Annotated in this window: 2 protein-coding genes (1 of these 2 running past the window's edge); both read left to right on the forward strand. The window is 62.0% G+C overall.

All coding sequences use genetic code 11. The annotated features are described in order from the left end of the window. Positions 1–10,769: the 3' portion of a non-ribosomal peptide synthase/polyketide synthase gene (locus PspS49_RS09760; RefSeq protein WP_160038991.1), read on the forward strand. Its footprint begins 2,758 nt before the window's first position; 10,769 of the gene's 13,527 nt are visible here — the last part of the coding sequence; its start codon lies off the left edge, out of view; its stop codon occupies positions 10,767–10,769. After that, positions 10,766–13,996 (forward strand): amino acid adenylation domain-containing protein, encoded by a 3,231-nt coding sequence (locus PspS49_RS09765; RefSeq protein WP_160038993.1) that lies wholly within the window; start codon positions 10,766–10,768, stop codon positions 13,994–13,996. The genes PspS49_RS09760 and PspS49_RS09765 overlap by 4 nt, the downstream gene beginning before the upstream one ends. The last annotated feature ends 328 nt before the right edge of the window (positions 13,997–14,324 follow it).

Raw genomic sequence — 14,324 nt, forward strand, 5'->3', positions numbered from 1 at the left:
GCGAGATCGAGGCCCGTTTGCTCGCGCTGGACAGCGTCCGTGAAACCGTCGTCGTCGCTCAGGACGGCCCGACCGGCGCGCAACTGGTCGGCTATGTGGTGCCATCCGCCAGCGCTGTTGACGAAGTCGAACTGCGCGCCGCTCTGAAAGCCAGCCTCAAGGCTGAACTGCCGGAATACATGGTGCCGGCGCACCTGCTGTTCCTTGCGCAACTGCCGCTGACCCCCAACGGCAAAGTCGACCGCAAAGCCTTGCCAGCACCCGATGCCAGCCAGTTGCAATCGACCTATATCGCGCCGCAAACCGCGACTCAACACAGTGTCGCCGAGATCTGGCAAGCGGTGCTCAAGCTTGAGCGTGTCGGTCTCAGCGACAACTTCTTCGAACTCGGCGGCCATTCCTTGCTGGTAACGCAAGTGGTCTCGCGAGTGCGTCAGACGCTGAACGTTCAGGTGCCGCTGCGTACGCTGTTCGAACACAGCGTTCTGGAAGACTTCGTCGCCGCCCTGGGTGTCGATCAGGCGACGCAGGAACCGGCGATTGTCGCGCTGCCGCGTACGCAACCGATGGCACTTTCCTATGCGCAGGAACGTCAGTGGTTCCTTTGGCAACTGGAGCCGACCAGCACCGCTTACCACGTTCCGGCCGCACTGCGTTTGCGCGGTGAGCTGGATCTGCTGGCGTTGCAGCACAGCTTCAATGCACTGATCGAGCGTCACGAATCCCTGCGCACCTGTTTCGTCGAACAGCAGGGCCAGACCCTGCAAGTGATTCAGGCCCAAGGCACGCTGGATCTGCAAGTACAGGACGTAGCGGGGTTGGACGATGCGGCGCTGCAAGCGCTGGTCGCCGAAGAAACCCTGCACTTGTTCAACCTGCAGCAAGGCCCGTTGCTGCGAGTGAAACTGCTGCGTCTGGCTGCCGATGACCATGCGCTGGTGATCACCTTGCACCACATCGTCTCCGACGGTTGGTCGATGAACATCATGGTCGATGAACTGGTGGCGCTCTATGCCGCGTACAGCCAGGGCCAGACCGCGCAATTGCCGGCGTTGCCGGTGCAATACGCCGACTATGCCGTGTGGCAGAAACAGTGGATGGACGCCGGTGAGTGCGAGCGTCAGCTGAATTACTGGACCGCGCAACTCGGCGATGGCGATCAGCCGTTGCTGGAGCTGCCGACCGACCGTCCGCGTCCCGCCGAGCAAAGCTATCGCGGCGCGCGTCGCGATATCCCGCTGAGCCTCGAACTGGCCGCTGCCCTCAAGCACGTCGCGCAGCGTGAAAACGTCACCCTGTTCGCGCTGTTGCTGGCGTCGTTCCAGACCTTGCTGCACCGCTACAGCGGTCAGGCCGACATCCGCGTTGGTGTGCCCGTGGCCAACCGCAATCGGGTGGAGACTGAAGGGCTGATTGGCTTCTTCGTCAACACTCAGGTACTCAAAACCGAATTCGACAGTCAGCAGACCTTCCGCAGCCTGTTGCAACAAGTGAAGAACACCGTGCTCGGCGCTCAGGCGCATCAGGATCTGCCGTTCGAGCAACTGGTCGACGCGCTGCAACCGGAGCGCAGCCTCAGCCATAGCCCGCTGTTTCAAGTGATGCACAACCACCAGAGCCAAGCGCGGCAGGCACAAGGCGCGACACGCTTGCCGCAACTGCACATCGAAGGCCTGCCGTGGGCGTCGAATACTGCGCAGTTTGATTTGACCCTGAACACCTTTGAATCGACCGACAATGTCTGGGCCGAGCTGACTTACGCCACCGACCTGTTCGACGTCGAAACTATCGAGCGCCTGTCGCAACACTGGACGAATCTGCTGCAAGGCATCGTCACCGACAGCGGCCAGCGTATCGCTGAGCTGCCGCTGCACGACGCCGCCGAACGCGCAGCAACCCTGCTGCAATGGAACCCGGCCGTGGCCGATTTCCCTAACGAGCAGTGCCTGCATCACTTGATCGAAGCCCAGGCCGCCCGCGCACCGCAAGCGGTGGCCGTGACGTATGCAGAACAGTCCTTGAGCTACGGTGAACTCAACAGCCGCGCCAACCAGTTGGCCCACAAACTGATTGCCAGTGGCGTCGGCCCGGACGTGCGCGTCGGCCTGGCCGTTGAGCGCAGCCTCGACATGCTGGTCGGACTGCTCGCCATTCTCAAGGCCGGCGGTGCTTACGTGCCGCTGGACCCAGGCTATCCGGAAGAGCGCCTGAGCTACATGATCGGCGACAGCGGCATCGGCCTGCTGTTGAGCCAAAGTCATCTGCTCGGTCGACTGCCCGTACCGGACTCGGTGCGCAGCCTGATGCTCGATCAGGATCGCGAAGACCTCGAAGGTTACAGCGACAGCAATCCGCACGTGCGCATGAGCGCCGATAACCTCGCGTACGTGATCTACACCTCGGGTTCGACCGGTCAGCCAAAGGGCACCTTGCTCGCGCACCGCAACGTGCTGCGCCTGTTCGAAGCCACTGCGGCGTGGTTCGATTTCGGCCCGCAGGATGTCTGGAGCCTGTTCCATTCCTACGCATTCGACTTCTCCGTGTGGGAGATTTTCGGTGCGCTGCTGTACGGCGGCAAACTGGTGGTAGTGCCTTACGAGGTCAGCCGTGCGCCGGAAGATTTCTTCGCTTTGCTGTGCCGCGAAGGCATCACCGTGCTCAACCAGACGCCGTCGGCGTTCAAGCAGTTGATGCAAGTTGCTTGCGCCCCGGAGCACACCGCGCAACAGCCGGCGCTGCGTTATGTGGTGTTCGGCGGTGAAGCGCTGGACGTGAAGAGCCTGCGTCCATGGTTCGAGCGTTTCGGCGATCAGGCGCCACAACTGATCAATATGTACGGCATCACTGAAACCACCGTGCACGTGACTTACCGGCCGTTATCGATGGCCGATTTGCAGCGTGACGCCAGCAGCCCGATCGGCGAGCCGATTGCCGACCTTTCGTGGTACCTGCTCGATGGCGACCTGAACCCGGTAGCCAAGGGTTGTATCGGTGAGCTGTATGTTGGCCGCGCCGGTCTGGCGCGCGGTTATCTGAACCGTGCCGACCTGACCACGCTGCGCTTTATTCCCGATCCGTTTGCCGCTGACGGCGGTCGGCTGTACCGCACCGGTGATCTGGCGCGCTATCGCGCCGATGGCGTGATCGAATACATCGGGCGGATCGACCATCAGGTGAAGATTCGCGGTTTCCGCATTGAGTTGGGCGAAATCGAAGCGCAACTGCTCGAACAGGCTGCCGTACGCCAGGCGGTGGTGCTGGCGCAGCCGGGCCTCAGTGGTCAACAACTGGTTGCGTATCTGGTGCCGATTGATGCGGCGTTGCTCGACGCCAGCGCCGCTGAACAAGCGCAATGGCGCGACAGCGTGCGTGCCGAGCTCAAGGAAAATCTGCCGGATCACATGATCCCGGCGCACCTGTTGTTGCTCGCACAATTGCCGCTGACCGCCAACGGCAAGCTCAACCGCAGCGCGTTGCCGTCGCCGGATGCCAGTCAGGCGCAGCAGGCCTATCAGGCGCCGCAAAGCGAGCTGGAACAACGCTTGGCCACGATCTGGCAAGACGTGCTGAAGCTGCCGCAAGTGGGCCTCAACGACAACTTCTTCGAACTGGGCGGCGACTCGATCATTTCGATTCAGGTGGTCAGCCGCGCGCGTCAGGCCGGTATTCGCCTGAACCCGAAAGACCTGTTCCAGCACCAGACCATTCAGCGACTGGCACTGGTCGCGCAGTTGGGCGACGACGAAACGAGCATCGATCAACAAGCGGTCACCGGCGCAGCGTTGCTGTTGCCGATCCAGCAGCAGTTCTTCGACGATGAAATCCCTGAGCGTCATCACTGGAACCAGTCGGTGCTGCTCAAACCGCGCCAGCCGCTGGACGGGGAGAAAATCGAGCAAGTATTGCGCGCGCTGGTCGCACATCACGATGCCTTGCGCCTGAGCTTCACTCAGCACAACGGCGTGTGGCAGGCCGAGCATCGCGCGGTTGAAGATCAGCCGCACAACCTGCTGTGGCAGGAAGACGTCGCCGATGCGGCTGCGCTGGAAGCCTTGGGCAACCGCGCGCAGCGCAGCCTCGATCTGCAGAACGGGCCGCTGTTGCGCGCCGTGTTGGCGAATCTGGCCGATGGCACGCAGCGCTTGCAGTTGGTAATCCATCACCTGGCCGTCGACGGTGTGTCGTGGCGGATTCTGCTGGAAGACCTGCAAAACGCTTATCAGCAATTGCTCGACGGTCAGCCACTGAAGCTGCCGGCGAAAACCAGCGCCTTCAAGGACTGGAGCGAGCACTTGCAGCGCTACGCCAACAGCGCGGCGTTGCAACAGGAACTGGCTTACTGGCAGGCCTGCCTGAGTGATGTCGGCAGCGATCTGCCGTGCAAGCGGATGGACGCCGGTCAGCAGAACAGACTGGCGCAGACGGTACAGACCAGACTGGGCGCGGAGCTGACCCGACAACTGCTGCAAGAAGCGCCGGCGGCGTATCGCACTCAGGTCAACGACCTGTTGCTCACCGCACTGGCGCGGGTTATCGGGCGCTGGAGCGGGCAGGCTTCGACACTGATTCAGCTCGAAGGTCATGGTCGTGAAGAGCTGTTCGACGGTGTTGACCTGACCCGTACCGTCGGCTGGTTCACCAGTCTGTTCCCGGTGCGCCTGACCCCGGCAGCTACGGCCGGCGAGTCGATCAAACAGATCAAGGAACAACTGCGCTCGATCCCCAACAAGGGCATCGGTTTCGGCGCACTGCGTCATCTTGGCGATGCTCAGGCACAACAGAGCCTGCGTGAATTGCCGACCCCGCGCATCACCTTCAACTACCTCGGCCAGTTCGACGGCAGTTTCGAGGGCGATGACGGCGCGCTGTTCGCACCGGCGCCGGACAACGCCGGTCTCGACCAGAGCCCGGATGCGCCAATGGGCAATTGGTTGACCCTCAACGGTCAGGTGTACGGCGGCGAATTGCGCGTAGGCTGGACATTCAGCAGCGAGCGTTTCGACAGTGCTGTGATCGAAGCACTGGCGGCGGATTACGCCGAGGAACTGGCCGCTTTGATCGGCCATTGCCTGACCCCGGGCGTCGCTGGGCTGACGCCTTCGGACTTCCCGCTGGCCGGCCTGACCCAGGCGCAGCTTGACGGCTTGCCAACCCGCCCACAGCAGATTGAAGACATTTATCCGTTGTCGCCGATGCAGCAGGGCATGCTGTTCCACACCCTTTACGCGCAACAGTCCGGTGATTACATCAACCAGATGTGTGTGGCCGTCGATGGCTTGCAGGTCGAGCGTTTCCGCGATGCCTGGCAAGCGGCGATGGACAGCCACGAAGTGCTACGCAGCGGTTTTGTCTGGGAAGGCGATCTGCCCAACGCCCTGCAAGTGGTGCACAAAGGCTTGCAAGTGCCGTTCAGCGTGCTCGACTGGCGTGATCGCGGCGACCTGGCGCCAGCCCTGAAAGCCCTGGAGCTTGAGCAACGCCTGCAAGGTTTTGATCTGCACGTCGCGCCGTTGCTGCGTCTGGTCGTGGTGCAGGTGGCGGCTGAGCGTTTCCATCTGATTTACACTTCGCACCACATTCTGATGGACGGCTGGAGCAACTCGCAGTTGCTCGGCGATGTATTGCAGCGCTATCACGGCCACGCGCCGGCGATGGGGGCGGGGCGTTATCGCGATTACATCGAGTGGTTGGCGCAGCAGGATGCGCAGGTCACGGAAAACTTCTGGAAGGGCCAACTGGCCGACTTCGAGACACCGACGTATCTGGCCGATGCTGTGCCGCACCTCGTTGATGCAACCGTCACCGGTCAGGGTGAATACCTGCTGACCCTCGACACTCACGCGACCGCCGAGCTCAACAGTTTTGCCCGGGCGCAAAAGGTCACGGTCAACACGCTGGTGCAAGCCGCGTGGCTGTTGCTGTTGCAACGCTACACCGGGCAGGACACTGTCACGTTCGGCGCCACGGTATCGGGGCGACCGGCGCAGTTGAATGGCGTCGAAGGCCAGATCGGTCTGTTCATCAACACCTTGCCGATCATTGCCAGCCCACGTGCCGAACAGTCGTTGCCGCAATGGCTGCAACAGGTGCAGGCACAGAACCTGTTGCTGCGCGAGCAAGAGCACACACCGCTGTTCGATATTCAGCGTTGGGCAGGGCAGAGCGGTGAGGCGTTGTTCGATAACATTCTGGTGTTCGAGAACTACCCGATTGCCGAAGCCTTGCAGCAAGCCGAATCGGCTGACCTGCGCTTTGGCGAGGTTGACCGTTATGAGCAGACCAACTATCCGCTGACGTTGATGGTCAACCTCGATCAGCAACTGACCGTGCACTTCAGCTATCAGCACACAAGCTTTGCCGCCAGCACCGTGATCAAACTGGCGACACAGTTGCAGCAACTGTTGAGCGGCATGCACGCCAGCGTCGATGCCTGCCTGGGCGAGTGGAACTTGCTGGAGGAAGGTGACGAGCAACGTATTCTGCGTGACTGGAATCCGCAGGCAACCGCTGACCTAGAGCCGATTTGCATCCACCAGGCCATTGAGCGTCAGGTCGCTGCCCAGCCGGACGCGCGCGCCGTGACGTTCGGCCAGCAGTCCTTCACCTATGGCGATATCGATGCCCGGGCCAATCGTCTGGCGCACCGTTTGATCAGCACGGGCGTCGCCGCCGAAGTGCGCGTCGGTGTGGCGATGCAGCGCTCCGACAATCTGCTGGTGGCATTGCTCGCGGTCCTCAAGGCCGGTGGCACCTACGTGCCGCTGGACCCGGATTACCCGGCGGATCGGGTCGCCTACATGCTTGAGGACAGCCGCGCCCGCGTGCTGCTGACCGAGACCGATGTGGCGGCCACCTTGTCGCTCGCCAGCGACATGCAAGTGTTGCTGCTGGATCAACTGGATCTCTCGGCCTACAGCACGGTCGCGCCTGTCACTGGCGTGAGTGTGAACAATCTTGCCTACGTGATTTACACGTCTGGTTCCACCGGCAAGCCCAAAGGCGTATCGATCAGCCATGCCAACATCATGGCGCTCAGCGACTGGTCGAAGCACCTCTACAGCCGCGAGGACATTCAAGGTGTGCTCGCTTCGACGTCGGTGTGTTTCGACCTGTCGGTGTGGGAGCTGTTTGTCACCCTGGCCAATGGCGGTTCGTTGATCATTGCGCGCAACGCACTGGAGTTGCCGCACTTGCCGGCGCGCGATCAGGTGCGCCTGATCAATACCGTGCCGTCGGCAATCAATGCCTTGCAAGACTCTGGCGATATTCCTGCCAGCGTACGCATCATCAACCTGTGCGGCGAAGCGCTGAAGCAGAACCTCGTGGACACGCTGTATCAACAGGCGACCATCGCCGATATCTTCGACTTGTACGGCCCGTCGGAAGATACCGTTTACTCCACCTGGACCCGTCGAGAGGCAGGCGGCACGGCGAACATCGGTCGACCGATGATCCGCACCGCCAGTTATGTGCTGGGCGGCGATCTGCAACCGGCACCACAGGGTGTGTCGGCGGAGTTGTACCTGGCCGGTGCCGGCCTCAGCCGTGGCTATCTGGGCCGGGCGGCGATGACCGCAGAGAAATTCGTGCCCAATCCGTTCGCCGGCAATGGCGAGCGTATGTACCGCACGGGCGACCTGACCCGTTATCTGGGCGACGGCACGTTGCAATACGTCGGGCGTATCGATCACCAGGTGAAGGTGCGCGGTTTCCGTATCGAGCTGGGCGAAATCGAAGCGCGTCTGTTGCAGATCGACAACGTCAGCCAGGCACTGGTGGTGGCGCAACCGATCGCCTCCAGCCATCAACTGGTGGCGTATGTGGTGGTGGATGATGCGACCGTGGCCAGCGCCGATGCGGCCGCGCAAGCGCTGCTGCGCGAAGCGCTGAAGACGCAACTCAAGGTGCACCTGCCGGACTACATGATTCCGGCGCACGTGCTGTTCCTCGCCAGCCTGCCGCTGACGCCGAATGGCAAGGTCGACCGCAAAGCCTTGCCGAGCATCGACGCGTTTGTCGCGGCGGGTGACTTCGTTGCCCCGGTCGGTGAACTGGAACAGCAGATCGCAGCCATCTGGCAAAACGTCCTGGAGCTCGATCAGGTCAGCCGCGAGGATCATTTCTTCGAACTGGGCGGGCACTCGCTGCTGGCCACTCAGGCAGTCTCGCGTTTGCGCCATTTGACCGGCGGCACGTTGAGCCTGCGGGACCTGTTCAACCATCCGCGTCTCAAGGATCTGGCCACCTGGATGGCCGAAGATCAGACACCGGCCCTCGGCGGGGCGGCCAGTCAGGCAGTTCCACTGAAGGCCTGGGGCGCCAAGTCGACGGCACCGCTGTCGTTGGTGCAACGGCGTTTGTGGGTCGCCGAGCAATTGTCCGGCGGCAGTTCGGCCTACGGCATGCCGCTGGCCCTGCGCTTGCGCGGTGAGCTGTCGGTCGAGCGCTTCATGAGCAGTTTTGCCGAAGTGGTGCGCCGTCATGAAGTGTTGCGCACCGCGTATTCGCAAGATGACGAAGGTGATCCGATTGCGCTGATTGCCGAGACGGTCGATGTCGACTTCCCGTTGCTCGATTTGTCCGGTCTGTCGCGCAGTGCTCAGGAAGAACAGGTCGCGCAAGCAGCGCTGGATAACGCGCGAACGCCGATCGATCTGGAGCAGGCGCCATTGTGGCGCGGGCGCATCCTGCATCTGTCACCGACCGAGCATGTGCTGCTGTTCTCCATGCATCACATCATTTCTGACGGTTGGTCGATGGGCGTATTGGTCAACGAACTGGTGCAGATCCATGAGTTGAGCAAGGCCGGTGACACCACGCCGTTGCCGGCGCTGGAAGTGCAATATTCCGACTTTGCCCTGTGGCAGCAGGAACTGGAACGCCAAGGGATTCTCGGCCAGCAGGCGGATTACTGGAGAGATGCACTCAGTGGCTACAGCGGGCAGCTCAACCTGCCGCTGGACACCCCGCGCGGGCCGGTGGCGTCGTACGACGGTGATGCCGTGCAGTTTCATCTGCCGAAGGATTTGGGCCAGGCCTTGCGCAAGGTTGCCAGTGATGCGGGCGTGACCTTGTACAGCACGCTGCTGGCGTCGTTCCAAGTGTTGTTGCATCAATTCAGCGGCGGCGACGACGTAATGGTTGGCGCCGACGTTGCCGGGCGCGAGCAGGCGCAGCTGGAGCGGCTGATCGGCTTCTTCGTCAACGTTTTGCCGCTGCGTTCACGCTTCTCGGCAGACACGGCGTTCTCGACATTCCTGGCGCGCACTCAGGACACCCTGCTCGGCGCGCTGGAGCATCAGGACCTGCCGCTGGACATGATCGTCGAATCCTGTGGCGTGCCGCGACACAAGGGCATGAACCCGTTGGTGCAAGTGTTGTTCGTGATGAACAACCTGCCGGGCCGCACCCAATCCATGGGCGGTCTGAGCGTCGAGCCGCTGGCGGCGCTGCAGAGCCATTCTAAATTCGACATGGCATTGTTCGTTGACGAAGAAGAAGGGCAATTGCTGGGTAATTGGCAATTCGCCACAACCTTGTTCGGACACGAGCGCATTCAGTACCTGGTGAAGGCCTGGATAGCCCTGTTGGAACAGATCGTCGCTGATCAGGACATTCAATTGGGAGCTATCAGCATGCCAGTCGACAATTTAGCAGTGGCCGCCAAACCCGCTGCCCCCGGACCCAAGGCCGACAAACTGGGCAAGTTCCTCAAGCGTGGCGCCGCCCCGGTGGCCAAGGTTCGCCCGGCGCCGATCCGCGAATCGCTGATCGCTGCGCCGCAGCCGTTCCCGCTGTTGATGGAACCGAACGAGCCGCAGCTGGATTTGATCGAGTGGATCAAGCACAACCGGCCGCTGATCGAAGAAAAACTGGCGACCCACGCCGGCATTCTCTTTCGCGGTTTCGAGCTCGACGGCATTCAGGGTTTTGAAGCGTTCGCCGAAGCGATCCAGCCAGGTCTGTACGGTCAATACGGCGATCTGCCGAAGAAGGAGGGCGGCAAGAACACTTACCGCTCCACGCCGTACCCGGAACGCAAGATGATCCTGTTCCACAACGAGAGCTCGCACCAGGATCGCTGGCCGCGCAAGCAGATGTTCTATTGCGAGCAAGCGGCGCCGGTCGGCGGTGCAACGCCGGTAGTCGACTGCCGCTTGATGTACGAAAAACTGCCGGCAGACCTGCGTGACAAGTTCGAGTCCAAAGGCTTGCTGTATGTGCGCACCTTCACCGACAACCTCGACGTGTCGTGGCAGCACTTCTTCAAGACCGAAGACCGTGCCGAAGTCGAAGCCCGCTGCCGCGCCGGCGGTATCGAGTGGCGCTGGCTCGACAACAACGAACTGCAAACCCGCACACCGGGACCGGCGATCATTCGTCACCCGATCACCGGCGCCAAGTCGTTCTTCAATCAGGTGCAGTTGCACCACATCTACTGGCTGGAGCCGGATGTGCGTGAAGACCTGTTGTCGATGTTCGGCGCCGAGCGCATGCCGCGTCACGTGTATTACGGCGACGGCACACCGATCGAAGTCGACGTGATGCAGCGCATTGGCGAGCTATACGAAGAGTGCGCCGTGCGATTCGACTGGCAGAAAGGCGATGCCATTCTGCTCGACAACATGCTGGTGGCGCATGCCCGCGATCCGTTCGAGGGTCCGCGCAAGATTGTCGTCGCCATGGGTGACATGTACGACCACAGCAGCCTGGAGCGCCCGGCCAGCAACGCCCGGGCGGCATTGAACACCGAGGAAAGCGGCGCATGAGCGAAGTCATGAAGGACGAGCAGGATCCGGGTTTCGCCCTGACGCCTGAGCAACAGGCGCTGCTTGAGCGCCTGTCGAACACCGCCACCTGTGGCGAGGCCTTGCGCTGGCTCAGCGTTGTCATTGACGGAGATCTTGACCCGCAACGTTTGCAGGCCGCGTTCGATACCGTGCTGACACAGCAGCCGATGCTGTTGGCGCGGCTGGACAAGGTCAGCGGTTTCCACGGTTTGCGTCAGGCTGCGGCCGACGCCGGACGTTTCCCGCTGATGATCCATGCCGGCGAGCAGTGCGCCGAGGACGTTCAGGCGCAAATCAGCGAATCGCGGGAACGCGCCTTTGTCGTCGGCGAATCAGCCAGTGTCCAGGCCGTGCTTTATCGCCTGGCGCCCCAGCAATGGCAGCTGCTGCTGGGCATTGCTCGCTACAGTGCCGACACGCCATCGTTGAACCTTGTGCTGGAGCAAGTGCAGCAAGCGTACGCCGGGGTTCTGCCAGCCGAAGACGAAGAGTCGGGGGAGTTTGCCCAGTATCTGGAATGGCGCAGTGAGGTGGTGCTCGATGAAGACGCCGTCACCGCGCGCAGCTACTGGCAGCAGCACCTGCAAGGTGTGCAGGCGGACATCGCAACGCCATGGCTGGCCGCTCGCAGCGTCAGCCTCGAAGCGAGTGCTGCCGATTCGCGCGTATCGCTGAATCTGCAGTCGGCGCAGCGTGATGCTCTGCAGGCCTTGGCCGAGCAGCTCGGTCAGCCAGTCGCCACGTTGCTGCAAGGTGCGTGGTGGGTGTTGCTGGGGCGTTTGAGCGGGCTTGATCAGGCACTGGTCGGTCTGCGGCATGACAGCCGTGCTGACTATGAATATTTCGCCAACGCCGTGGGCGTGTTCGAGAAAACCTTGCCGCTCTCGCTGGAACTGCCTGGCAGTGCGCGCTTCAGTGACTGGCTGGGGCAACTGGCAGCGCGCCTCGAAGAGCATCGCACCTGGCAGGAATACTGGACGCCGGAACTGGCGCCCGACGCAGCACGTCCGGCCTACGGCTTCAGCCTTGGCCAGATCGGCGTTGCCGCGAGCAGCGGCGGTCTGCGCTGGAATGCGGCTGACACCGTGCAGGTGCAACCGGATGCTTTCGAGTTGTTCTTGCAGGTGCAACTGGACGACAACCAGCGTCTTGCCGGTGTCGGTCTGCAGTACGCCGCTTCGCGCTATTCGCCAGCGGCAGCCAACGCCGTACTGGAACAGTTCGGCGTGCTGTTGAGCGCGATTGTCGATGCGCCGCACACCGTGCTGGCGCAACTCAACCTGCTCAGCCGCGCCGCCGAACAGCGCTTGCTGGCGATCAATCCGGCGATACAGATGCTGGCCGACCAGCGTTATCTGCCACAGCGCATCGCTGATCTGGCGCTGCGTACGCCGGATGCCATCGCCTTGACTGATGCTGGGCAGCCATTGAGCTACAGCCAGTTGCAAGCGCGCGTCGATAGCGCCGCCCAAGGCCTGAACAATCAAGGTGTCAGCGCAGGCTCGATCATCGCGCTGGCGTTGCCACGCTCGGCGGATCTGGTGATCGCAATGTTGGCGAGCTGGCGCCTCGGGTGCGCGTATCTGCCGCTGGATGTGCAATGGCCGCAGGCGCGTCAGGCATTGATGCTGGAACAGGCCGGCGCCGCACTGTTGCTGACCGATGAGGCGCACGTCACGGCTTGGCAGGATCAGCCGTACAAAGCTCGCACGCTGGCAGAACCCGGCGCATCGGGCGCGCCGTTGCCGGCGCTCGCGACGCAAGGCACCGACATCGCTTATGTGCTGTTCACCTCCGGCTCTACCGGCATGCCTAAAGGTGTGGTGATCGAGCATCGACAATTGCTCAATTACGTCGCTCAGGCCAGTCAGGCACTGGGTCTGGAACAGTGCAAAAACATCGGCTTCAGCTCCACTGTCGCGGCAGATCTGGGCAACACGGCGTTGTTCGGGGCGTTGTTCAATGGGGCGACCCTGCACGTTGCCAGCGATGCGCAGATGCAGGACGGTGCGTTGTTCGCCGAGTACCTGCAGCAGCATCAGATCGATTGCCTGAAAATCGTCCCGTCGCACCTTGCGGCGTTGCTCGATCATCAGCAGGCAACCTTGCCGCACACGCTGGTGCTGGGGGGCGAGCCGGTTGCGCCGACGCTGATCGAACGCATTGCGCGGCTGCGCAGTGATTGCCGGGTGTTCAACCACTATGGCCCGACCGAAGCCACCGTCGGCGTGATGATTCATCCACTGACACTGGACGGCACGGCCAGCGATTGCTCGGCGCTGAGCCACGTGCTGGGCAACAATCAGGTGTATGTGCTGGACGCTGATTTGCGTCTGGCCCCCGTCGGTGTGCTGGGCGAGTTGTACCTGGGCGGTGCGCAATTGTGCCGTGGTTATCTGAATGCCGAGGCTGATGCGCAGACGTTCGTGCAGAGTCCATTCGATCCTGCGCAGCGTCTGTATCGCAGCGGAGATCTGGCGCGTTACCGCGCTGACGGGGCGATCCAGTTGCACGGTCGGCGCGATCAGCAGGTCAAGGTGCGCGGATTCCGTATCGAACTCGCGGAGATCGAAGCCGAGCTGCTGCGCCTGCCAGCGGTTGCCGAAGCGCTGGTGCTGCCTGCCGCGTCGGCTGAACAGGGCTTGCTGGCATTTATCGTGGCGCAACCGGGGGCAACCGCGGGTCAGCTCGACACCGCACGTGCCGAACTGAGTGCACGTCTGCCCGCGGTGATGGTGCCGCAACACCTGCAACTGATCGAGCGTTTTCCACGGCTGGCCAACGGCAAGATTGATCGCAAGGCGCTGCAACAATTGGCCGCTACGGCAGCGGATGACGAAGGCGTTGCGCCGCGTGATGCACTTGAGCAATTGCTCGCCGTGCGCATGGCGCAACTGCTTGGGCTTGAACGCTTGAGCATCGAGCGCGACTTTTTCGCGGCCGGAGGCCATTCGTTGTTGGTGATCAAACTGGTGGCCGGTATTCGCAAGTTGCTGCAATGCGAAATCCATCCGGGACTGGTTTTCGATCATCCGACCGTGGCGTCGTTGGCGCTGGCGTTGCGGGCGGTGGAAAGCAGCCCGGGGCAGTTGGAAAAAATGGCTCAGGTACGACTGCGCATGGAGGCGATGAGTCCCGAGGAAAAGGCGCGTCTGACCGAGCAGGCGCGACAGTTGCAGGCCGCCAAGGCTGCGCAAACCAGCTGACACAGAAAGAAACAAAAGGCCGTCGCCCAACAGCGTCGGCCTTTTTTTTAACTTTTTGCGTTAATGATAAATAAACTCATTCCGGTTTTTTGGAGGTGCTGCGTCTTAATAGGGTATGTGGGCAAATCGTGTCAGGCAGGGCCGCCAATGCACCGGTTTGTTCAGCAGAAAATATTTCGCCGATGTCCAGCCAGATGATCGAGCCCGGGGAGGGGCAGATCGCCACGCACTGCCAGGTCGCCCGCAGGGCCAGCGACAGTGTGCGGTTCACGTGTGCAGACAGCGGCGGGCCCGTCGGCCCAATGGACTTTCACTTCTACCAATAATA

Origin of the sequence: Pseudomonas sp. S49, assembly GCF_009866785.1 — a bacterium.
Lineage (GTDB): Bacteria > Pseudomonadota > Gammaproteobacteria > Pseudomonadales > Pseudomonadaceae > Aquipseudomonas.

Bases quoted from the DNA above. Each gene is read 5' to 3' on its own strand.
- PspS49_RS09765 (WP_160038993.1), top strand. From the start codon at position 10,766: ATGAGCGAAGTCATGAAGGACGAGCAGGATCCGGGTTTCGCCCTGACG.